At 51.5% G+C, this 20,819-nt stretch carries 23 protein-coding genes; 10 read left to right on the top strand and 13 right to left on the bottom strand.

What is annotated here, in order from left to right:
* Positions 1-179 precede the first annotated feature (179 nt).
* The 4 genes from L2725_RS03940 to L2725_RS03925 form a co-directional block, all read right to left on the bottom strand.
* A complete protein-coding gene (locus L2725_RS03940; RefSeq protein WP_249247733.1) occupies positions 180-1,040 on the bottom strand; it encodes an AraC family transcriptional regulator in 861 nt (286 codons plus the stop codon).
* A gap of 207 nt (positions 1,041-1,247) precedes the next feature.
* On the bottom strand, positions 1,248-2,546 hold the full coding sequence (locus tag L2725_RS03935; protein ID WP_249247732.1) for a glycosyltransferase: 1,299 nt from the start codon (positions 2,544-2,546) through the stop codon (positions 1,248-1,250).
* A 64-nt stretch (positions 2,547-2,610) separates the two neighbouring features.
* Positions 2,611-3,267 carry a hypothetical protein gene (locus tag L2725_RS03930; protein WP_249247731.1) on the bottom strand — a complete coding sequence of 219 codons (657 nt, stop codon included), beginning with the start codon at positions 3,265-3,267 and terminating at the stop codon, positions 2,611-2,613.
* Positions 3,264-3,587, bottom strand: a complete 324-nt coding sequence (locus tag L2725_RS03925; RefSeq protein WP_249247729.1) for a DUF4242 domain-containing protein — start codon at positions 3,585-3,587, stop codon at positions 3,264-3,266. The genes L2725_RS03930 and L2725_RS03925 overlap by 4 nt, the downstream gene beginning before the upstream one ends.
* 242 nt (positions 3,588-3,829) lie before the next feature.
* On the opposite strand from L2725_RS03925, the gene L2725_RS03920 reads away from it, so the two are divergent.
* Positions 3,830-4,333 (top strand): ACT domain-containing protein, encoded by a 504-nt coding sequence (locus tag L2725_RS03920; protein ID WP_249247728.1) that lies wholly within the window; start codon positions 3,830-3,832, stop codon positions 4,331-4,333.
* Between the two features lie 61 nt (positions 4,334-4,394).
* Here L2725_RS03920 and L2725_RS03915 read toward each other — a convergent pair whose 3' ends face one another.
* From L2725_RS03915 to L2725_RS03900, 4 genes are read right to left on the bottom strand one after another with little or no spacing between them, the layout of a single operon-like run.
* On the bottom strand, positions 4,395-5,588 hold the full coding sequence (locus tag L2725_RS03915; protein WP_249247727.1) for a sensor histidine kinase: 1,194 nt from the start codon (positions 5,586-5,588) through the stop codon (positions 4,395-4,397).
* Positions 5,582-6,280 carry a response regulator transcription factor gene (locus tag L2725_RS03910; protein WP_249247726.1) on the bottom strand — a complete coding sequence of 233 codons (699 nt, stop codon included), beginning with the start codon at positions 6,278-6,280 and terminating at the stop codon, positions 5,582-5,584. Before L2725_RS03910 ends, L2725_RS03915 begins: the two co-directional genes overlap by 7 nt.
* Before the next feature lie 24 nt (positions 6,281-6,304).
* Positions 6,305-6,586: a hypothetical protein gene (locus tag L2725_RS03905; RefSeq protein ID WP_249247725.1), complete on the bottom strand. Its 282-nt coding sequence runs from the start codon at positions 6,584-6,586 to the stop codon at positions 6,305-6,307.
* 57 nt (positions 6,587-6,643) lie between these two features.
* Positions 6,644-7,159, bottom strand: coding sequence for a PepSY domain-containing protein (locus tag L2725_RS03900; protein WP_249247724.1), 516 nt, complete (start codon positions 7,157-7,159; stop codon positions 6,644-6,646).
* Positions 7,160-7,431: 272 nt separating this feature from the next.
* Here L2725_RS03900 and L2725_RS03895 point away from each other — a divergent pair, with 272 nt between their 5' ends.
* A complete protein-coding gene (locus L2725_RS03895; RefSeq protein WP_249247723.1) occupies positions 7,432-8,175 on the top strand; it encodes a sporulation protein in 744 nt (247 codons plus the stop codon).
* Positions 8,176-8,226: 51 nt separating this feature from the next.
* On the opposite strand, the gene amrA is transcribed toward L2725_RS03895, so the two are convergent.
* Together amrA and amrB are read right to left on the bottom strand one after the other, a co-directional pair.
* A complete protein-coding gene (gene amrA, locus L2725_RS03890; RefSeq protein ID WP_249247722.1) occupies positions 8,227-8,820 on the bottom strand; it encodes an AmmeMemoRadiSam system protein A in 594 nt (197 codons plus the stop codon).
* Positions 8,792-9,577 carry an AmmeMemoRadiSam system protein B gene (gene amrB, locus L2725_RS03885; RefSeq protein WP_249247721.1) on the bottom strand — a complete coding sequence of 262 codons (786 nt, stop codon included), beginning with the start codon at positions 9,575-9,577 and terminating at the stop codon, positions 8,792-8,794. Before amrB ends, amrA begins: the two co-directional genes overlap by 29 nt.
* A 118-nt stretch (positions 9,578-9,695) precedes the next feature.
* Here amrB and amrS point away from each other — a divergent pair, with 118 nt between their 5' ends.
* A complete protein-coding gene (amrS, locus tag L2725_RS03880; protein ID WP_249247720.1) occupies positions 9,696-10,766 on the top strand; it encodes an AmmeMemoRadiSam system radical SAM enzyme in 1,071 nt (356 codons plus the stop codon).
* A 119-nt stretch (positions 10,767-10,885) separates the two neighbouring features.
* On the opposite strand, the gene L2725_RS03875 is transcribed toward amrS, so the two are convergent.
* Positions 10,886-11,224: a zinc ribbon domain-containing protein YjdM gene (locus tag L2725_RS03875; RefSeq protein WP_115135245.1), complete on the bottom strand. Its 339-nt coding sequence runs from the start codon at positions 11,222-11,224 to the stop codon at positions 10,886-10,888.
* A 118-nt stretch (positions 11,225-11,342) separates the two neighbouring features.
* Entirely contained in the window at positions 11,343-12,125 is a 783-nt protein-coding gene (locus tag L2725_RS03870; protein WP_249247718.1) for a choice-of-anchor H family protein, read from the bottom strand.
* 225 nt (positions 12,126-12,350) lie between these two features.
* On the opposite strand from L2725_RS03870, the gene L2725_RS03865 reads away from it, so the two are divergent.
* The 6 genes from L2725_RS03865 (at position 12,351) to L2725_RS03835 (ending at position 19,315) form a co-directional block, all read left to right on the top strand.
* Positions 12,351-12,641 carry a PepSY domain-containing protein gene (locus L2725_RS03865; RefSeq protein ID WP_115135249.1) on the top strand — a complete coding sequence of 97 codons (291 nt, stop codon included), beginning with the start codon at positions 12,351-12,353 and terminating at the stop codon, positions 12,639-12,641.
* A 1-nt stretch (position 12,642) separates the two neighbouring features.
* The gene (locus tag L2725_RS03860) at positions 12,643-13,317 is read left to right on the top strand and encodes a response regulator transcription factor (RefSeq protein ID WP_249247717.1); all 675 of its coding nucleotides are present in this window, start codon (positions 12,643-12,645) and stop codon (positions 13,315-13,317) included.
* A 2-nt stretch (positions 13,318-13,319) separates the two neighbouring features.
* Complete coding sequence (locus L2725_RS03855; protein ID WP_249247716.1) at positions 13,320-14,642, top strand: ATP-binding protein; 1,323 nt, start codon at positions 13,320-13,322, stop codon at positions 14,640-14,642.
* Between the two features lie 118 nt (positions 14,643-14,760).
* Positions 14,761-16,206, top strand: a complete 1,446-nt coding sequence (locus L2725_RS03850) for a DUF3300 domain-containing protein (RefSeq protein ID WP_249247715.1) — start codon at positions 14,761-14,763, stop codon at positions 16,204-16,206.
* A 381-nt stretch (positions 16,207-16,587) separates the two neighbouring features.
* Positions 16,588-17,745, top strand: coding sequence for an iron-containing alcohol dehydrogenase (locus L2725_RS03845; RefSeq protein WP_249247714.1), 1,158 nt, complete (start codon positions 16,588-16,590; stop codon positions 17,743-17,745).
* Between the two features lie 406 nt (positions 17,746-18,151).
* The gene (locus L2725_RS03835) at positions 18,152-19,315 is read left to right on the top strand and encodes a PQQ-dependent sugar dehydrogenase (protein ID WP_249247713.1); all 1,164 of its coding nucleotides are present in this window, start codon (positions 18,152-18,154) and stop codon (positions 19,313-19,315) included.
* A gap of 64 nt (positions 19,316-19,379) precedes the next feature.
* Here L2725_RS03835 and L2725_RS03830 read toward each other — a convergent pair whose 3' ends face one another.
* Positions 19,380-19,688, bottom strand: coding sequence for an ArsR/SmtB family transcription factor (locus tag L2725_RS03830; protein ID WP_249247712.1), 309 nt, complete (start codon positions 19,686-19,688; stop codon positions 19,380-19,382).
* Positions 19,689-19,911: 223 nt separating this feature from the next.
* Here L2725_RS03830 and L2725_RS03825 point away from each other — a divergent pair, with 223 nt between their 5' ends.
* A complete protein-coding gene (locus L2725_RS03825; protein WP_249247711.1) occupies positions 19,912-20,817 on the top strand; it encodes a permease in 906 nt (301 codons plus the stop codon).
* Positions 20,818-20,819 lie beyond the last annotated feature (2 nt).

Genomic DNA, 20,819 nt, shown 5'->3' with positions numbered 1-20,819 from the left:
ACTTGAGCAACTGATTGCGTCATTTGCAGGCCATCAGTTGCTCAATCATCTCCGAGTACAAGCTTGCAGATATAGTATCGAAACGAGCATTGCAAATAAGGCACGCTTTGGAGTCAGAATACCAGCCGAAACTCGCAATCAGATGGCGAACAGGACGAGAGGAGATCTGTCATCATGTATCAGACTTTCTTCATGACAGGGATCCACCAGCGCAACAGCATTTCTTTCACCGGGCGGAAAGGCAACGGAAAATATGCAAGAACATCCGGCTTGGAACCGTCTCTTTGATACCCGGTTGCAGTGAACCATTCCCCATAAATGTACTTGTTGGTTTTCATCGAGCTTTGATAGGTACAACTGAATTCAGCATAGGTGGCTGTCGGCACAATATGGGCACTGAACTCGTCAGACGTCACCTCAGATAAACTCTCGATACCCAAGACATCGGTGAAAGTTTGCCGCCGTTCCTGCTCATCGGGAAAATAAACGGAAAGAAGAGGAGCCTGAGTTACTTCTCCCCCGAGCCCCATATTCAAAGCCAACAATGACTTATATTCATCCGAGCCCACGTACTGTTTCCAGAATTCAGGCCCCTCAGCGACAAACTTTTCAAAACTGAACTCCTGACTCTTTCCCAATACCCTGAACTCAGGTTTCTCAACAATTTTGTATTCCAACATAGCAGTTCCCGATCTGTTTGAATTCAAAGAGATGCGATCATAGGTGGAAAGCAGAACCTGGCCCGCCCTGACCTTACCCGGATTAATCCCATGCAGACTTCTGAACGCCCGGGTAAAAGCATTGGGTGAGTCGTAACCATAGCGGGCAGCGATATCGACTACCCTGCCTTGGCCACCAGCCAGTTCCGCTGCTGCCATGGTGAGCTTTCGCCGCCTGATATACTCGGCTGGTGTAACACCCACCATAGCGTAGAACATGCGATGGAAATGATATCGGGAGGAGAACGCCTCTCTTGCCGCATCATCAATGGACAGCTCGCCACTGAGGTTCTCCTCGATATAGTCAATTGCCATTGTCATGCGTCTTACCCAATCCAAACACCGCCCTCCTGACCCAAACGAATCCACCAATCCAGATTCCTGAAACAGCATGCTAGCGTGAAACAGCATGCTAGCGGTCCAGGCAGAGTTGATCTCACCTTTCCTTGCTCACTCGGCTGAGAATTGCTGTTTGCATCAGCCAAAGACTATTGGAAGTCCGATGTTCAGCGCTTAAGGCGTTTGAAATTAGTGACTGAACAAAGCCTCAATGACCTCAGCCGCCAACGTTGTGCCCTGTTCGGTATTGAGCTTGCCCGCCATCAGTTCAGCGTTCTGCTGGTATTCCTGGCGCGTCATCAATGCCTGAACCGCTGCGCCAAAGTTACTGTGGGTTAACTTGCGTGCGGGCACGCCAGCAGGGCCAAGCCCCAGCTTTTCTACCTGACTTGCCCAAACCAGCTGATCGCCAAAGAAGGGACAGACCCAAACAGGTTTGCCCGCGTGCAGCGCCGCAGAGATAGTGCCGGCCCCACCATGGCAGACCACAGCTTTGACTCTGGGAAACAACAGGTGATGGGGAGCAGATTCAATAAACAAAATATCGGCATCTGACGTCATGGACCCCAGACCACCCCAGCCAGTGGCGATAACCGCACGTATGCCAAGTCGCTTAAGCTCATTGACCATGAGGCTGGTTAGCTGGTCAGCCTTTCTCAAGCCCATACTGCCAAAACCGATATAAACAGGCTTGTCTTTTTCATCCAACCCCTTTTCGAGAAAGGCCTCCAACTCAGGGTTGAGTGTGCCCCCCATATCAGGCTCTGACCGCCAGAAACCAGTCACATGGATCTGCTTCGGCCAGTCCTGTGGTGACGGCAGCAGATGAGCACTGTAGCCCAGCAGCTCAGGTAGAGGATGCCCTTTCCGGTCAGCGGTTAAACAAAGGTGTTCAGCCCTGGTCAATTTGTGCTGCGTACGCCACCTGGTGATGACCCCTTTCGACAGTCTTGCCGCGATAAAACCGGTAATTCGATAGCTGAACCTGTGCCAGTCTCCCCGCCATCCTTTGGACGAGGTGGCAGCAGGTAGTCCCAGAGAAGGAAATTCCCGTGTCGCCTCCCATTGAGGGAACAGAAATGCAGGTATGGCGGTAATATTCAGATACTCGGCGAAATCAATCGCCCAGCTGGTTTTACTGTTGTAGAGGATAATATCCGGCCTGTGTTTATTGGCCGCGTACCAGGAGTCGGTCAGGGCATCTGTCTGCAGGGAACGAATGGTGCGCCTCAGACGCCAGAGAGTCTTAAAAAATCCTGTCACTCTGTCCAATCCGCTAACGGTTTGCTGCCCCAGGCCGGATTGCAACAGCTCAATAAAGCCGTTATTCATGGGGGCATATTCCAGCCCAGCCTCAACCACCTGTTTACTGAAAGCCAGATGGGTACAGATCACCACACTGTGTCCCCGTTGTTTCAGTGTTTGCGCCAGACCAAGGTAGGGGATGAGATCCCCTGTTGAACCCAGTGTGGTTATAAGAATTTTCATCAAGTGCCACCTTGTTGTGTTAACAATAAAGTGACAGGCTTTCACTCCCGAAACAACCGCTTGGCTATTCCCCCGGAACAGGTATAAGACGAATTTCAGGCAACCAGCGCTTACCGGTTTCCATCTCCTCGATATCAAATTCCCCTATGCCTGGCGCAGTTTCAGGCTCAGGTGGAGCGGCTATCAAATTGAGATCTACAGCATGGGCTGTACCTTTGATTTCACCTGAAGTCGTCAGGGTCAAAGGATAATAAACCCCATTCCATAAATTGGCCCCGAAGGAGGCCTTGTCCTTGAACATAAACATCAGGTCCTGCTCAAGCCAGGTCAAATCCGCAGCACTTATCTTTCGTGGGTTATGGTAAGGGTATGGCACAAAACACCATAGCTCAGGGCCTTCAAGGCATTTGAACTCCTTCATGGACAGAAAAAAATCTTTAAATCGGCTGTGATCCATTTGCAGCTCATAGCCAACACTTTGCTCTGTCCCGGCATCAAGAGGCGCCGTTAGCTTAAGGCTGCCCACAGGATACGACTTGTGTTTGTTGTCCAGCAGCACTATCCGGTATTCGGGCTGCCCGGCCCAGCCCAGACAGGACAAGAAAAACGAGGTAAGCACTAAAGCCACCGACGCCAGTGGCTTTATTACTCTTTTTCTCAGGGTTTGTGGCCACACTTTGACCCGCAGCAGCGAGCCCACACCTGCTTGTGGGGCCCTCATGCCAGCGTCGCCGTAGAGGGATTGATGATGGCTGTCACCATAGAGATGTTATCGGCGGGAAAGCCGCCCTGCCGGGCATGCTGCCTGATAATATCCTCACTTTCAGCCAGGTAGACACAGTAAATTTTGTCCCCTGTCACATAGCTCTCCAGCCATTTAATCTCGGGCCCAAGCTCATTGAGCACACAGCAGGAGGTCTGGGAAATTCCGCTTAGTTGCTCCTGAGTGAATTTGCCTGCATCTGGAATATTTCGCTCGATAATGTACTTATTCATAGCCAGCACTCCATCTGTGTAAGTCTGTTCCAAGCTATCAGACACAGACAACCCCATGCTTCATGCTTTAGCCTTGTCAAACCCATACTTTGGACCGACGCTGCGCATCCCCCCCAACCAGGCAAGTATGAAGTTAGCGATTGATGCCTCAAAATTAATGTGATTTCAGCCAACATGGAGGGGAAAAATATACCCCCTCCAAACAAACACTGATATGGTTGAAGGGCAAATAAAGCGGGGCTGTTTCCAGCAGTTATTCGTTCCTGCCCCGCTGAACGGGAGGCACTATGCAAGCATGTTTTATCAGTACTGTCAGTGGACCTTTTTCCCCGCATCTCATTGCAGATATCGCCAAAATCACCCGACAGTCAGGTGGCCACTGGCTCAGCAGCAAAATCATTCGTATCGACGATCAATTCAGTGCCATGATGAAGGTGGAGGTCAGTAGTGGCGATCCTGAGCCCCTGCAGGATCAACTGGAGTCAACTTTCCCTCAACTCAGGTTTACTTTCGAAGAAGCCGGTCCACAAAAAACCGAGCACAGGATACTGTCCCTTACCCTGCATTGCGCAGACAGAAGCGGATTAACCCATGATATTAATACCCTGTTTGATGGGCTGGATATCGCCATTACCCATCAGGAAAATAACCGGGTCGCAGTAATGGGATCCAATGAAACGGTTTATCAGGCCAAACTGCAATTGGAAGTGCCACAGGCGATGACGGACGATGATATTGCCGGCGCGCTGGATACTCTGAATATCAATCACAGAGTCAGCTTCAGCGAATAGCCCATTCCTGCTCGTCGCCATTGACCGGAAAAAGCAAAGGGGAGCTCAAGCTCCCCTTTCTCTATTCCGCTGCACAGTTCGTTGGCAGACTGATTTGAACACCCAGGCCGGGGTGGTTGTCATACAACCTGATACTGCCATGGTGCAGTCCGGCTACCGCTTTGGCAAAAGAGAGGCCCAGGCCAAGACCACCGTCAGTGCGGCTTTTATCGACACGGTAGAGACGTTCAAATACCCGCAGTTTTTCAGCGTCCTCAATACCCGGACCATTGTCCGCCACGGTCAGCAAAACCTGGTCATCTTCAGTCTCACATGACAATCGAATCTCACTGCCCTGAGGGCAATATCTGAGAGCATTCTCCACCAAGTTGGCCAGTTGCTGGATCAGCAACTCTCTGTCCCCCTGAATCATTAACGCCTGCTGCGGGCAATCGACATTGAGTAACATACCGGCATCCTCCGCCACATCCACATAGATATCGGCAACTGTGGCTATCACCCCGGTCAGATCAATGCTGCTGAAGCGACTGCGTCTGGCACCCGACTCTATCTGTGAGATCCTGAGCAAAGCATCAAAAATACCCGCCAGACGTTTGGACTCCACCATCGCCAGCTCAAGTTCTTCATTGAATTGGCTGTCAGCCCTGGCGCTCTGTGACTCATCAGCTGCAGCCTTCAGGTTCAACAGGTTATGCTGCAGCCTGGCAATCGGTGTCTTTAGTTCATGAGCTATATTGGCCGAAATATCACTCATGGCTGCCACAGAACCTTCGAGTCGGGACAACATCTCGTCCACGGCAACGCCGATTCGGGCAAGGTCATTCACTCTGCGTTTTTCACCGGTTCGGGCGGCAAGGTTACCCTCGGCTGCGGCGGCCAGAACCTGTTCAATCCGGCTCATTCGCCTCTGGCTCGCCCGGGTCATCACCACCACAATGGCAGCTGTCAGCAATGCCACCAGCACACCCGACAGCACAAAACCTGTCGTCAGCACAGCCATAATCTCATCGTCTTCAATGGGGTCATCGTCTAGCTCCCCATGAGAATCATGAATCATCTCCCGGGTTTCTTTTACTATCTCCCGGTTCTGCTTTCCCAGTTCATAATCCACATAGGCCAGACTGATACTGGCCATCAGCACCAGGCTCATAAAAGAGACCAGTACAAACATAACCCCCTGTTGAGCTGCGCTGCTTTGCAACCACAGAGGCAGTCTCAGGGTATGTTTTAGCCTTTGTTTTAATCGCTTCAACATAAGCCAGTCTCTGCTTTATGCTCCAGTTTATAGCCTGCTCCCCGAACGGTTTGGATCAGGGTATCGCCAAAGGGTTTTTCCAGCTTATTGCGCAGACGGCTGATATGGGTCTCCACCACACTGGTTTGTGGGTCGAAATGAATATCCCACACATGTTCCAGCAGCATGGTACGGGTTATCACCCGGCCGGGGTGACGCATAAACAACTCAAGAATGCGAAACTCCTTGGGCTGTAAATCCAATACCTGCCCCTGCCTGCTGGCCGTGTGTTCAAACAGATTCAGAGTCAAATCCGCATATTTCAGCTCAGGGCTGGCCTGGGCTGTGATGTTCACAGAGCGACGTGACAAGGCAGTTACCCTCGCCAGCAGTTCTGAAAAGGCAAAAGGCTTGGTCAGATAATCATCACCACCAGCTTCCAGTCCCTCAACTCTGTCATCAACCCCACCAAGAGAGGTCAGAAACAGCACTGGGGTAGTGATTTGCGCTGCTCTCATGGCTTTCACCAAAGAGAGGCCATCCAGGCCGGGCAACATACGGTCGACCACAGCGACATCAAACTGCTCTGTCATACATAAGGTCAGCGCATATTTACCATTGTCTGTGACCTCAATCTGATGTCCGGCCTCATACAACCCCTTCTCCACGAAACGACTGAGGCTGGCATCATCTTCTACAAGCAATATCCGCATTTTGACTCTCTTTCTATGCCGTGCTCAGGCGGCAACAATTGGATCCTGATTGGAATTTCCCGCACTTTCCGCGGCATGGCTGTCCACCTCTTTCTCTGCCTGACTCGCCTTATAGGCTTGCCAACGGGCATACAATGCCAGGCCTGTGCCAGCCAGCAAACAGGCTCCCAGTGTAACCAGTCCTAATGTAAAAAACAGCGTAAAAGCAAACAGCTCGGCCAAGCCTTTAGGACCATTCTGGCGCAGGGCACTCAAGGTCTGTATCAGCCTGGCCCACATATTTGAATAGATAGTTGAGTTTGTCATAACACCTCCTTTGGGGATGCCAGCCATTGACATCCCATTGTCAGGTCTCTACCGCCATTACTCGGCAGAGATACGGGTTTTAACCTTGCTGCCATCTGCGGCCAGCAGTTTTACCTCATAGGAGATGCCATAGTCATCATCCAGTTCAATCTCATACACCTGACCTGCATGCTTTGCTTCTGCCGCAGCCAGAGCGGTTTCAAGAGTCTGGTACTGACCGTTTTTCACCCCGGCCAGGAAGCTTGCCTGTTCCTGCAGATCTTCATGGTCATCTTCAAGATGTTCACGGCTTTTGATGATTTCGCCTGTGTCAGCGTCAATCACAGTGTGGAACTCTTTACCCTGCTCTCCGACCAGTTCAATCTCATATACAATTGACCCCATATGGGAGTCACGTTCAGCCTCCACAGGAACCGCGCCTGTATGCTGTTTGGCAATTGCTATCGCCTTTTTCAGACTGATGGCATCAGCATTCATGTTCTTTGGCGCGTCACCGGCCACTGCCGCACCGACACAGAAGATACCCAGAACAGCAGCCACTACAGATTGTTTGAATTTGATTGAAGTTTTCATACTTGTTTCCTCACTTATTTAATTGAATGTGACAGGCCTCGCTGTCGATGTGGCTACTTTATAAAAGTGAGCTTGCGGCAAGCTTGCCCCAACTATACATTTTTGTAAGGTTCGCACTTTGCCGCCCCCAACCGGGATTTAGCTGCTTGCATTCGGTAACACAATCCCTTTGCGTCACAGCAGACAGCACAGACGATTTATGGTTAAGTGTTGCAACGCAACATCAATTCACCCGATAACAAAGGGTTTGAAGAACAAGGAGCAAGCAAGATATGTTCAAAAAGATTCTGGCCTCTGTAGGTATAGGCGCCGCCAAGGTAGATACAGTGCTGCAAACCGAGCATCTGTTGCCCGGTCAGGAGTTCCATGCAGAAATTGTCATCACTGGCGGGGACGTCCCTCAGGAGTTGTCAGGTCTGGAGCTGGCATTAATGACCAAAGCCAAAGTGGAATCCGATGAGGGCAGCTACTTCCGTAATCAGGTTATCCAGCAGTGGCACCTTGCAGACAAAACCACTATCCAGCCTGGTGAGGAGATCCGCATTCCTTTCACTGCTCAGTTGCACTCTGAGACGCCTGTTACCGAATTGCCGGTTCGCATGAACCAGACTGTGGTATGGCTGGCGACCGGCCTGAATATCGACATGGCCCTGGATGCGTCAGACAAGGACCATCTGTACATCTACCCCAATGAAGCAGTACTAGAATGCATGCAGGTGATGGAACGCGCCGGCTATCAAATGATGAAAGCGGATGTTGAAAAAGGCTATATCAGTGCACCTGGTTTCCGCTCTAACTCAGGAATCTATCAGGAGCTTGAATATCGTCCAAACAGTCGCAGCCTGTTTGGTGTCAAAGAGGTTGAGCTCTCCTTTGTCCCTGAAGCCCACCAGACTCACGTACTGATTGAACTGGACCGCGGTTTCCGCGGCGATGGCTATCGTTCAGTGACCATTGCCCACACAGATGCAGACATTGCCAATGTCCGCAACCAGTTGGAACACCTGCTGCGCTAAGTTAAACTTAAAAAGGCGACCACTGGGTCGCCTTTTTACTCACTTTAAGTGTCAGGACTGCCAGTACGCCTCTTTGTGGCTGTCCACATTGAATATCTCAACTCTGAGCTCTGTCAGCGGTGTTTCGGCGCTGATACCTGCTTTGCGTTTCAGGGCGGTGACAAACTCTTTGGGGGTTTTCAGCTTATCCCACACCTGAGGCAAAAATACTCCGCGGCGCTTACCCTGAGACAGGATCACCCCGGGATGATGCCGCCCCAGATAATTGAGACAGTCCTGATCTTTACCTGAAGCCAACAGACCGGGCTTGCTCAATACGGAGACTTCGAGTGTCAGAGTAGACAACTGATCCACCGCCAATGGGGGAAAACGTTTATCGCTGAAGGCTGCTGCGAGCGCCTTTTTGTGCACTTCCTGCAACAGAGGTTGCTGACTGGTAATGGTCCCTATACAGCCCTGCAGCTCTCCCCTTACCTCCAGAGTGACAAAGCAACCGGCTGAGGCAGATAAACACTCGTCGTAATCTTCTGCGTTCGGCAGCTGCTGACCTTTCTGACCAAAATGTGTCGCTATTGCCTGGCGCGCCACCACCAGCAATTGGGACAATTCGGCCGCACTAAACCTGGCTGACGAGATAGCTGACATAGCCCACCACCCTGTTTTTATCACCGCCGGTATCACCGGAGTTCATATAACCTACCCGACTCAGCTGCCAGCCCCGGCTCTGAGCCAGGTGCAACAGGGTATTGATCCCGGTTGCGCCACAGGCCTGATGGGGCGTTAATCTTGGAACAAACTCCTCAATCATGGTCATGCTTTCTCCATCCAGCTGCGTTGCCTCTTCATAGTTATGGTAATGACTGAGATCTGAACTGATGACCAACAAGGTATCATCCGGGTCCCAGATATCGTTCAGTAATTCCTCAAGATGCCATGGCATGGCTCTGGAGTACACTATGGGTAATACACTGAACTCCCCCAGAGTCTGTTGCAGGAAGGGCAATTGCACTTCCAGGCAGTGCTCTTTGGCATGGGGAGCATCATCCAGGCTGACCAGAGGGTTGTCTCTGAGCGCCTCCACCAGCGCTTTGTCTACAGGCACGTTACCCAGGGGGGTCACAAACAGATCCACAGAGGGAATTGCAACCCCTTTAAAGCTCATTGTATGGCTGGGCCCCAACAGAATAACCCGGCGGAATTTGTCCGCCAGCGGCTGAATATAGGAAAAAGCGTCAGCGGCCAGTTGTCCTGAAAACCGATAACCGGCATGGGGCACTATCACAGCGCGCAGCCTGTCGTCCCTGTCTCTGGGGCTCAGCCAGGATACAATTTCCTGCCTGAGCAGGTCAGATTCTCTGTGATAAAAACGCCCTGCCACCGCAGTGGGACGAACCTTGATCATCAGCAGCCTCCTTTCAATGCCATCGACTCAGCATAGCCAAGTTGTGATTCCGGCTCCAGTTCAACATCCACTGCCAACCGGCATATACTCAGGGTATTAACTCCGACCGGAGAGACTAATGGCAGAAAGCTATCCCACCCAATACTGGCGTGCACAGGAAAACGGGCTAGTGCAGTGCACACTTTGCCCGCGACTTTGCAGTCTGCGTCCGGGGAAACGCGGTGCCTGCTTTGTCAGACAGGAAAATAATGGGGAAGTAGTTCTGACCACCTGGGGACGCTCCAGCGGATTTTGTATCGATCCTATTGAGAAAAAACCACTCAATCACTTTTACCCAGGTTCCAGCGTACTCTCATTTGGCACCGCAGGTTGTAACCTCAGTTGCCATTTTTGCCAGAACTGGTCCATCAGCAAATCCCGTCATATGGATACACTTTCCGGTCTGGCAACACCGGAGCAGATCGCCGCCACGGCTCATAAACATGGCTGCAAAAGCGTCGCCTTTACCTATAACGACCCGGTTATTTTCCATGAGTATGCCGTGGATACAGCTCAGGCCTGTCACCAACTTGGCATCAAATCAGTGGCAGTGACTGCTGGCTATATCTGCGAGCAACCCAGAGAGGCTTTCTTCGCCCATATGGATGCCGCCAATATCGATCTGAAAGCCTTCAGCGACAGTTTTTATCATAAACTTTGTGGCGCCAGTCTGGCTCCTGTGCTGGAAACTCTGGAATATCTCAAGCACGAAACCTCTGTCTGGTTTGAAATCACCACACTGCTTATCCCAGGCGAAAATGACTCAGATGCTGAATTGCACGCCATGACAGACTGGATAGCTGACAGGTTGGGACCCGATGTGCCACTGCATTTCAGCGCCTTTCACCCTGACTTTAAAATGCAGGATAAGCCCAGAACCCCGGCGACGACATTGCTCAGAGCCAGAGACATCGCCCTGAGCAAGGGGCTGAACTATGTGTATGTGGGGAATGTGCATCACAGTGAGGCCAGCAGCAGCTTTTGTCCCAACTGCAATGCCAGGGTGATAGAGAGAGATTGGTATCAGCTGGGTCAATATCAACTGGATGATTCAGGCCATTGCCTGCAGTGTGGCAGCCCGGTTGCAGGACGATTTGAGCACTATGGCCGCCCATTTGGTCGCAAACGCCTGGCGGTCAGGGTGGAGTAACCAGAGTCTGCTGACCTTTGAGGAAGGTCAAAATTCAACCATGAAAGTCAACAGACCCTAACAAAAAGGCGAGCCCATTGGCTCGCCTTAATGCTGCTTTAAAGCTCAGAGTGTAAGAATCAAACTTTCTTCACGAACTGAGACTTCAGAGACATGGCACCGATACCGTCGATTTTGCAGTCGATGTCGTGATCGCCTTCAACCAAACGGATGTTCTTAACTTTGGTACCAACTTTAACCACGGAAGAAGAACCTTTGATCTTCAAATCCTTGATAACAGTTACAGTGTCGCCATCCTGCAGGATGTTGCCGTTGGCATCCTTGATCACACGCTCTTCTTCAGCTGCCTCAGTTGCACCTTCGGCCCATTCATGAGCGCACTCCGGGCACACCAGCATGGAGCCATCGAAGTAGGTGTATTCAGAGTTACATTTAGGGCAATTTGGAAGCGCTGACATTAGAAACCTCGGTCGTTCAACAAAACACGGGATTTTACACCATCGCCATGAGCTCTGGCACGACAATAGTGATAATCCCACATTAAATTAAGGTCATAATTCAGCATGAGTCACAAAATCAAGCCTTTGCTACTCTTCGGCCAATCCCGGCGACTACCAGCCCAAGTAAAGCAAGCAGACCCACTGCGCCACCACCATCTCCTTCACTGGTACTGATATATTCTTCGTCCCAATCAGCACTTTCCAGCGGCAAGCCATACAGTGCATCAGTCTCCAGTGAGCTGATGGTCGCAACAATATCGCCATAGCCCACCTCGTAAAGATCAATCAGCACATCGTATTCCCCCGGACGATATCCCCGCTCCAGAGTGGTCAGTACCTCATAATCATCATTGGACGACTCGCCGGTGATCACAAAGGCATCTGTCGTATAGTAATGCACCCAATCACCGCCGTTACGACTCAGGTAGAGTTCTGCATACACAACCACCTCTTCCAGCGGGTTATAACTGTGCAGGTCAGCGTCAAAGGTCACGCCGAAGGTACTGTAATAACCATCCCGGTCCACATCTTCAAACAGACGGGAATAAGCATCGTAGAAACTGAAACTGTGCCAGCTGTATGACTGCACATTTTGATTTCGCCTGGCTTTGTCGGCCAATACCTGCTGACGGGTTCTGGCCTGTTGAATATCCATAGGCGTGCCTTTCAGCGCCTGCAGTTGGCCTGGCAAAGCTGCCTTGTCAGCATTAAGGGTGGAGCCGGCGACGGACTTTTGGGCTTTATTGACCAGGTCAGAAGCCCATGCCGATGAATAAGTCGCCGCCAGCATAGTTGTGATCAGCAGGGCTTTGGAGGCCTTGCCGAAAAAGTCAGATACAGGGTTCCGTAAAAATCTCATACGCGTCATCCCGACAATGGTTCATGGCTGCCATTAAAATTCTGCACGAGTGAACGCAAGCTGAACGTAAAAACTCCTGTGAGTCAGCGAGCTTGCAGCCAGACTGACTGTTCAGCCGCAGTTCATATTCATTAACGTAAAAATCCCAAGAAATACGCATAGCAACGTTTCTATAGCGCATTGATTCTTTTACACTGAGGGCATGACGCTCAATGGACATCCCGGATGAAAATCACACGAATTCTGACACTTATTATGGTTATGCTGGTTCCTGCCACATTCCAGCCTCTTCAGGCCTCGCCATTAATGGCGGCGGCTCAGGGGGCTGCACTCAAAGTAAAGAGTGAGCAGCAGGCCGTTAGCCTGGCAAAAGGCAAGTACGGCGGTAAGGTGCTGAAGGTGGAAAGTGCCAGAGTTAACGGCAATCCGGGTTACAGAGTGAAACTGGTCACCTCTGACGGCCGTGTCATGCATGTAAAGATTGATGCCGCAACAGGACGCATACAGGGAGACTGAGATGAGACTGCTGTTGGTTGAAGATGACAAATCACTGCAGGAAAACCTGAAAACCCACCTGCAACAGGCCAACTTTTCCGTCGATACCGCCGATGACGGTGAAATAGGTCTGTTTCAGGCCACTGAGTATCAATATGACGCCGCCATTATCGATGTCGGCTTGCCCAAGCTTGATGGTATATCCCTGATCACTCAGCTCAGAGCCAGTGATATCGACTATCCGGTACTTATCCTGACCGCCCGTGACAGTTGGCAGGATAAAGTAGAAGGTCTTGATGCCGGGGCAGATGACTACCTCACCAAACCCTTTCATCCGGAAGAGCTGGTTGCCCGTATCAACGCCCTTATCCGCCGCAGCGCAGGTAAAGCAAGCCCCTTGGTGAACAACGGCCCCTTCAGCATCAATACCAGTACACTGGAAGTGAAGTGTGGTGATGCCCTTATCAGCCTCAGTGGTTCAGAGTACAAGTTGTTCGAGTACTTTATGCTGCATATCGGCGAAGTGCTGTCCAAAACCGTGCTGACAGAACATATCTATGATCAGGACTTTGATCTGGACTCCAATGTGATTGAGGTGTTTATCCGTCGTCTGCGCAAAAAACTGGATGCCGATGGCGAGTTTGGTCTTATCGAAACCCTGCGGGGTCAGGGCTATCGCCTGAGGAGACTTGAGTAGGAATGAGTTCTGCCGTTCACAGCCTCAAATTCAGGGTGATGCTCAGTGCCGCCCTGATGATTCTGCTTATCCTGCCCCTGGTCGGCATTACTCTGGTCGACGCCTTTAACCAACATATGCAGCGAACCGCCAGAGATGAGCTGGGTGCCCACCTCTATGGCGTGCTGGCGGTAGCAGAAGTGGAAAAAGGCAAACTGGTGATGCCTGCCGCCCTGTTGGAAAACCGCTTTAACCTGATTCAGTCCGGCCTTTACGCCATTATCACCCAGGACCGCCAACCGGTTTGGCAATCCGACTCCCTGCTGGGGCTCGAACTTCCGCCGCTACCCAAACCCGACACAGGCTCCCGCAACTTTGCCAAGCTCGATATCAAGGGACAACCCCACTTTGTAGAAAGCTACGGGGTGAGCTTTGTGACAGACAAAGGCAAAGATGTGCCTTACACAGTGCATATCATCAAGGATATGGCTGAGATAAATGCAAGCTCTGCGGAATTTGGCGAGCAGATGCGTAACTGGCTATTGGTAATGACAGTCGTCCTTATGGTGATCAGTGGCAGCTGGCTGTGGTGGACCCTGAGACCCCTGCAGCGTTTCCGTCAGGAGCTGAATGATGTAGAGCAGGGTCGCAGTGATGAACTATCCACCGACTACCCAGCCGAGTTACATTCCGTCGCCTCCCAGCTGAATCGCCTGCTGCAAACCGAACAAAATCAGCGTAAACGTTTCCGTAATGCCCTGTCGGATCTGGCTCACAGCCTTAAAACACCGCTGGCGGTATTGCAGAGTGAACAAAATCTGCCGGTCTCGGCTCAGGAGCAGATCCAAGCTATCAGTCAAAGCATCAGCCGTCAGCTCAAGCGAGCCCAAAGTGCCGGTGAATCCGCATGGCACCTAGGTACTGAACTCTCCCCTGTTGCCGACAAACTCTGCCGTACTCTGGCCAAACTTTACCCCAACATTGAGTTCAATCAGGCCGTGACTCCGGAACTCAGGTTCCGCGGTGATACTGCTGATCTAATGGAGATGCTGGGTAACCTGTTGGATAACGCCTGCAAGGCCGCCAGCTCAAAAGTGATGATTTATGCCGTCAAGGCTGGCGACAGCATGAGTATCTCCATTGAGGATGATGGCCCGGGTGTGCCGCCGGAAAAAGCCGGTGAACTGGTACAGCGGGGTAAGCGCGCCGACTCCTATGATTCCGGCCATGGCCTGGGTCTGGCCATAGTGCAGGACCTGGCTGACAGCTACCGGGCCAGATTGGTTATCGACCGATCACCCTCCCTGGGTGGCGCCCGTTTTACCCTTAAATTCAGTGGCGACTGATCCCCCTATATCCCCTCTTTGAAACCTTCAGCCTGCGTTCATCTTGACTTACCTAGACTGAGAACCATGATGCAAAATTGTGCAGCCTGGCTTACCGCAATGCTGCCGGGAGGGTTCCATGTTAAAAACACAGTCGCCACTCTTTCATAAATTGCTGACCCTATTGCTGCTGACCGCAGTGCTGGTGATGTGCAAAACCGATGCATTTGCCAGTGAGCAACAGCCCAGCGAAGCCAGACTGGCCCAGCTGCTGGCACCGGTTGCTCTCTATCCTGACAGCCTGCTGACTCATATTCTTATCGCCTCTACCTACCCGCTGGAAATCATTGAAGCCGACCGCTGGCGCAGCAAGAATAAGCACCTGGGCAATGAGTTACTGGTGGAACGCGCAGAAAAGCAGGATTGGGATCCCAGCGTCAAAGCCCTGCTGCCATTCCCCGATGTGCTTGAACGTATGAGCGATGAGCTGGATTGGACCTCAGGTCTGGGTGATGCCTTTCTTGCCAATGAGAGTCGGGTATTGGATATGGTTCAAACCCTGAGGCAGGAAGCGGATGATGCCGGCAACCTGAAGCAGATGGACAATGTCACTGTGACCCGGGTTGAACGGGAGATCATTATTGAGTCGGACTCACCACAGATAGTCTATGTACCTTATTACGACCCAAGAGTGGTTTATCCCTACTGGCGCTGGCCAGCCTACCCGCCGGTATGGTGGGCCTATGACCCGGTTTGGTTCAGCTATCGCTCACCCGGCTCACTGTTTTACTGGCGTCCGGGAATCCATATCTCATTTAACTTTTTCTTCGGCAGTGTTCACTGGCATAACCGCCATGTGATGGTGCACAGACACGGTCACTACCACCACAGGCCCCATTACCGCCACAGAGTCGCCACCAGTTATGGTGCCAAACGCTGGCATCATAACCCTCACCACAGAAAAGGGATCCGCTATGCCAATCGCAATATCCATGACAGGGTGTACAAGCACCACAACAGGGTACGGGTGGCTGAGGGATATAAACAGGTAAAACGCGAGTTCAGGCAAACCCGTGTCAGAGAGATGGAGCACAGAACCCGTCAGAGACTGGACGGAAACAGGCAGACCAATCAATATCGACAGGACAAGCCCGTTGCCAACCGATTCAATCGCGATTCAGAGACAAGGCATGCCAACAGGCAAAGAAACAATCAAACAGAGTTGAAGGCAGCACTGAAGGAGCGTTCCATTAATGACAGAGAACGCCGCACCAATGTGCAACGCCAGGCAGGTATTAATTCAGAGCGCAGGATCAGATCTGAGTTAAATAGCCCAGACCGCCAAAGGGCCACAGCCCCTGCCGTAACAAGGCATAACAATCAGTCGGTGAGAGTCAATCGCCAATCGCCCCAGCGACAGACAACTCAAGGTCAAAGCCATGCACAGCGACAAACCGGTATGCAAAGGCAATCCGTGCAGCGCAGTCAGGTGCGACCTGTGAGACAGGCCCCAAGGACGGTGCGCAGCACTCCGCGCTCCCGCCCTTCAGGCAGCAATCATGGCAGTCGTCAGCGCAGGCACTAATTGGATTATTCAATAAACCGAGGGACATAAAGCAGTTGTCCCTGCCACCACCGCAGCTTAGAATCGCCAAAACAGTCAACCGGAGCCCTTCCGGAAGCAATAATACCAACTTCATTAATAGTCTGATCAATTCAGAGCGTGTCAGGGATTCTGATTCAAGGCGCATTGATTGACTAAGGGTGGCTCCCTTTAAGAGCAATGCAACACAGAAGCAGGATGCCTGACACGCTAACGCAGTGCGGGTTTCAATGCGCTTGATACTGCGTTAAGTCGCCTTGACATAGAACCACTATGACTTCGCCGACTCGCCTTGTCTCAAGCGCATTGAACTCCCGCTGAAACAGATCAACTATTAAATGAAATTGGTATAAGGAGTCTGAGATGCAGTTTCACTACCACAACCCTACTCATATCCTGTTTGGCCAGGGCCAAATCGCCAACATCAATCGAATTATTACCCCTGAACAAAAAGTGCTGGTGCTCTATGGTGGTGGTTCCATCAAACGCAACGGCGTCTACGATCAGGTTGTAGCTGCCCTGCAGGGTTACCAGTGTCTTGAGTTCGGCGGTGTCGAACCCAACCCCACCAAGGAGACTTTGGATAAGGCTGTAGCCCTGGTGAAAGCTGAAAATATTGACTTTATTCTGGCTGTGGGCGGTGGCTCAGTAATCGATGGCGCCAAGTATATTGCCGCGGCCGCCTGCTACGACGGCGATGGCTGGGACATAGTCACCGGCCAACACAAAATCTTTGCTGCCATTCCTCTTGGCGCCATCCTGACCTTGCCAGCTACGGGCTCGGAGTCAAACTCAGGCTCAGTGATCACTAAAGCGGAAACTCAGGACAAACTCAGCTTTATGTCTCCCTATGTTCAGCCGGTATTTGCTGTGATGGACCCGGATACCATGAAAACCCTGCCGGAATGGCAGCTGAAAAACGGTATCGTTGATGCCTGGGTGCATATTTGCGAGCAGTATCTGACCTGGCCACAGGGCACTATGGTGCAGGACGGCTATGCCGAATCCCTGTTGAAAAACCTGCTGGTACTGGGCAATGATTTTGCAGACCATGACACCAATGAGTGGCGTAGCAATCTGATGTACACAGCCAACCAGGCGCTTAACGGCCTTATCGGCAGTGGTGTCGCCCACGACTGGGCAACCCACGCCATTGGCCATGAACTGACGGCGCTGTATGGGGTAAATCATGCCCGCTCTCTGGCGATCATCCAGCCCTCATTACTGCGCAATCAAGTCGACTTTAAGCGAGCTAAACTGGCGCAGATGGGCCGTAATGTATTTGGGCTTGAAGCCAGTGATAATTTGGCTGAACAAACCATTGATGCCATTGAGGCCTTCTACAATAGCCTGGGAGTTGCATCAATACTGACCAGTGAAGATCGTCAGGGGCAGGCAAAAGATGACGCAGTCACCGCCTTGATGACACAGCTGGAGAAACATGGTCTGAACGCCATGGGGGAAAACCAGGCGATTACTCCGGAAGAAAGCCGTAAGATCCTGATGGCGGCATTGAGCTGAATCTGAGTATTGGCAGTATAAAAAGGGGCCAGTGGTCCCTTTTTGCTATCCGGGAACCAGTAATTATTTAAGGAATAATCAAGCGACTAGGGTCTGTTGACCTTTGAAGATGGTTTTTGCAGCTTTTTGTCGTTGTTTTATACAAAGCAACGCGATTGTGGTGTAGTTGTTCTACATAAATGAGCGTTAATGCAGTAGAAAGCGACGACAAACACTGCCCGAAGGGCTCGGCTATAAGCGCTTTACTCTTTGTTGCAAGGTATTTGCTTAGGCCCCTAAGCTGCACACCTTGCGTCGCGATTAAAGCGCGTCTATCTCGAGCAAAATTCAACCATGAAAGGTTAACAGACCCTAAGAGTATGTTGATCTATGAGGCTTTTTCAGCCGGTCGATATCAGGATGAGAAATGACATTGAAAACCGCATCAACTCCTCTGCTCCCCCCCATGCTTTTGATGGCATCATTGTTGACACTGAGCTTTGCCTGCGCCGCCGAGCCTGAACTACTCAACTCCAACAAATACAAAATCAAAGTAGAGTCGATTGCCGATAGATTACGTCATCCATCCGCCATGGTGTTTTTGCCAACACCGGCAGAGCAGGATTGGCAGCTGCTGGTCAGCGAGCGTCAGGATGGACTCAAACTGATCTCACAAAGCGGCAATATCACGCCAATGGCTATCTCTTTACCCGTTAGCCAAAGAGGTGATGGCGGCCTGTTGGGTCTGGCCGTTTCCCCTGACTTCAAACAAGACAGGCAGATATTTGTTTCATACTCACATCAACATGAGGATGGCACCGCCAGTACTGCGGTAGCAAGGGGCCTGCTGAACGATAACCAGTTGTCAGCAATGGAAACCATCTTTATCAGCCAGCCGTCCTATCGGGGAAGCCGCCAGTTTGGTGGCCGTCTGGCCATTGAAGGCAACTGCCTTTGGCTATCTGTCGGTGACAGAGGGGATGAAGCCAGTGCCCAGCAACCCAATAATCACAGCGGCAGCATACTGCGGATAGATGTTAATGGCGCCCCCTGCGCGGACAACCCCAATTGGGCGGAGCAATCCATCGATGCCAGGCCTGAAATTATCAGCTATGGGCACAGAGAAGTCCTGGGTCTGGCCATAGATGACTCAGGTCAGGTATGGAGCCACGAAGCGGGGCGGGACAGAGGCGATGAACTCAATCTGATTACCCCAGGTGGCAACTATGGCTGGCCTGTGGTGACTCAGGGAACACGTATCGCTTCCAGGGTGACTCAGGGAGCCAAGGACAATGTCGACGGTATGCTGACACCGGTTTTTACCTGGGTGAGCAGCATTAAACCATCGGGATTGTTGCGCTATAACGGTGAACTCTTCCCCGAATGGCAAGGCAACCTGTTTCTGGGCTCAATCAAATTTGGCAAGTTAATCCGTCTTGATTTGCGCGATGGTGAAGTGTTTAAGCAGGAGCGACTGCTGAAAAATCGTTACGGGCCGATCCGGGATCTTGCACAGGGTCAGGATGGCGCCATCTACCTGTTGACAGACTCAAGCAATGGCCACCTGCTGCGAATGACTCCCGCTAACTAATCACCCCTCAGTGAATAAAAAAACAGCAGGAATTGTCCTGCTGTTTTTATCTCAGGGATGCGACTCACTCGCCAGTCGGAGCGCACTCGTCCTGACAACACTCCTCCTGCAGAAAGTCGAGCACCACATTCAGCCGGTCATACTCCGGCACACAATAAAGCACCCGTCCTTCCCGCCTTTGGCTCAGCAAGCCCGCCGACATCAAACTGGCAATATGGTGGGACAAAGTCGAGCCAGGAATGCCCAACTCCTCCTGCAGGTTGCCCACGGCCAGCCCCTGATGTCCAGACCTAACCAGACGTCTGAAAATGCTGAGTCGAATTGGATGCCCCAACTCTTTCAGCGCCTTGGCAATATCTTCTACCTGTGTCATCACCCCACTCCAATTGGGCTGCTCGCTCACCCCATAAGATTAACACGTTGAACTATATCGATTTTACAAAAACCACAGTGAAAGATCTGACGAGATTTTCCAGGTTCCAGCAGACCTATCGATAATCTATATTTCGATTTTATTAGAAATATCTTGACGAGCACAAGTCCCGCAAATAATATTTCGAACATTCTAGAAATATAGTTTCACAAGAGAGTTCGATATGTTTACTTCAGAGTCACTGCAGCAGGCGCTGCATATGTTTGCCTTCCTGGCGGTTGAACTGACCCTGCTGTTCCTGCTGATCAGCTATGGTGTGGGCGTGCTGCAAAGCTATCTGCCACCAAAGAAGATTCAGCAGATCCTGGGTGCCAAACAAGGTAAGGGCTATTTTATTGCCGCAGCACTGGGGGCCATCACTCCCTTTTGCTCCTGCTCCACCATCCCATTCCTGAAAGGGTTGTTAAAGGCCAGAGCCGGGTTCGGCACCATGATGGTATTTCTGTTCGCCAGCCCACTGTTGAACCCCATCATCATAGGTCTGTTTGTGGTGACATTCGGCGTTAAGGTGGCACTCTTCTACTTTGCCGTCGCCATGGGGGTATCCCTGTTGGCAGGTTGGCTGCTGGAAAGGCTCGGCTATGAAAAGTATATCCGCACCGAGGCGCTGGAAGAGCAACAAGCCGCCGGCGGCTGTGGTTGCAGCTGTGGCCCGAAAGTCAGTCGCTGGAAAAAAATCTGGGACGGCACCTGGAAAGACTTCAAACAGGTACTGCCTTACCTGCTGCTGGGTATTGCCATTGGCTCAATGATCTATGGCTTTATGCCAACAGATCTGGTGGTCAAATATGCCGGTGAGAACAACCCGTTTGCGATTCCGGTTGCCTCTGTCATTGGTATCCCGCTTTATATCCGCGCCGAAGCAGTGATCCCATTGAGCGCAGCGCTGGCAGCCAAGGGCATGAGTCTGGGGGCGGTAATGGCACTGATCATTGGCAGCGCCGGAGCCAGTTTGACGGAAGTGATTTTGCTTAAGTCCCTGTTCAAAACCCGCCTGATCGTCGCCTTTGTTACGGTGATCCTGCTGATGGCAGTCATTGCCGGTTATGGTTACACCTGGCTGTTCTGATA

Origin of the sequence: Shewanella corallii (assembly GCF_023349125.1) — a bacterium.
Taxonomy (GTDB): domain Bacteria; phylum Pseudomonadota; class Gammaproteobacteria; order Enterobacterales; family Shewanellaceae; genus Shewanella; species Shewanella corallii.
This window is presented reverse-complemented; position numbering and strand designations above follow the sequence as displayed.

Bases quoted from the DNA above. Each gene is read 5' to 3' on its own strand.
- amrA (WP_249247722.1), bottom strand. From the start codon at position 8,820: ATGTCAGCTATCTCGTCAGCCAGGTTTAGTGCGGCCGAATTGTCCCAA.
- L2725_RS03845 (WP_249247714.1), top strand. From the start codon at position 16,588: ATGCAGTTTCACTACCACAACCCTACTCATATCCTGTTTGGCCAGGGC.
- L2725_RS03865 (WP_115135249.1), top strand. From the start codon at position 12,351: ATGAAAATCACACGAATTCTGACACTTATTATGGTTATGCTGGTTCCT.
- L2725_RS03895 (WP_249247723.1), top strand. From the start codon at position 7,432: ATGTTCAAAAAGATTCTGGCCTCTGTAGGTATAGGCGCCGCCAAGGTA.
- L2725_RS03940 (WP_249247733.1), bottom strand. From the start codon at position 1,040: ATGACAATGGCAATTGACTATATCGAGGAGAACCTCAGTGGCGAGCTG.
- L2725_RS03935 (WP_249247732.1), bottom strand. From the start codon at position 2,546: ATGAAAATTCTTATAACCACACTGGGTTCAACAGGGGATCTCATCCCC.
- L2725_RS03905 (WP_249247725.1), bottom strand. From the start codon at position 6,586: ATGACAAACTCAACTATCTATTCAAATATGTGGGCCAGGCTGATACAG.
- L2725_RS03910 (WP_249247726.1), bottom strand. From the start codon at position 6,280: ATGCGGATATTGCTTGTAGAAGATGATGCCAGCCTCAGTCGTTTCGTG.
- L2725_RS03875 (WP_115135245.1), bottom strand. From the start codon at position 11,224: ATGTCAGCGCTTCCAAATTGCCCTAAATGTAACTCTGAATACACCTAC.
- amrB (WP_249247721.1), bottom strand. From the start codon at position 9,577: ATGATCAAGGTTCGTCCCACTGCGGTGGCAGGGCGTTTTTATCACAGA.
- amrS (WP_249247720.1), top strand. From the start codon at position 9,696: ATGGCAGAAAGCTATCCCACCCAATACTGGCGTGCACAGGAAAACGGG.
- L2725_RS03850 (WP_249247715.1), top strand. From the start codon at position 14,761: ATGTTAAAAACACAGTCGCCACTCTTTCATAAATTGCTGACCCTATTG.
- L2725_RS03920 (WP_249247728.1), top strand. From the start codon at position 3,830: ATGCAAGCATGTTTTATCAGTACTGTCAGTGGACCTTTTTCCCCGCAT.
- L2725_RS03825 (WP_249247711.1), top strand. From the start codon at position 19,912: ATGTTTACTTCAGAGTCACTGCAGCAGGCGCTGCATATGTTTGCCTTC.
- L2725_RS03835 (WP_249247713.1), top strand. From the start codon at position 18,152: ATGACATTGAAAACCGCATCAACTCCTCTGCTCCCCCCCATGCTTTTG.
- L2725_RS03855 (WP_249247716.1), top strand. From the start codon at position 13,320: ATGAGTTCTGCCGTTCACAGCCTCAAATTCAGGGTGATGCTCAGTGCC.
- L2725_RS03860 (WP_249247717.1), top strand. From the start codon at position 12,643: ATGAGACTGCTGTTGGTTGAAGATGACAAATCACTGCAGGAAAACCTG.
- L2725_RS03870 (WP_249247718.1), bottom strand. From the start codon at position 12,125: ATGAGATTTTTACGGAACCCTGTATCTGACTTTTTCGGCAAGGCCTCC.
- L2725_RS03830 (WP_249247712.1), bottom strand. From the start codon at position 19,688: ATGACACAGGTAGAAGATATTGCCAAGGCGCTGAAAGAGTTGGGGCAT.
- L2725_RS03900 (WP_249247724.1), bottom strand. From the start codon at position 7,159: ATGAAAACTTCAATCAAATTCAAACAATCTGTAGTGGCTGCTGTTCTG.
- L2725_RS03930 (WP_249247731.1), bottom strand. From the start codon at position 3,267: ATGAGGGCCCCACAAGCAGGTGTGGGCTCGCTGCTGCGGGTCAAAGTG.
- L2725_RS03915 (WP_249247727.1), bottom strand. From the start codon at position 5,588: ATGTTGAAGCGATTAAAACAAAGGCTAAAACATACCCTGAGACTGCCT.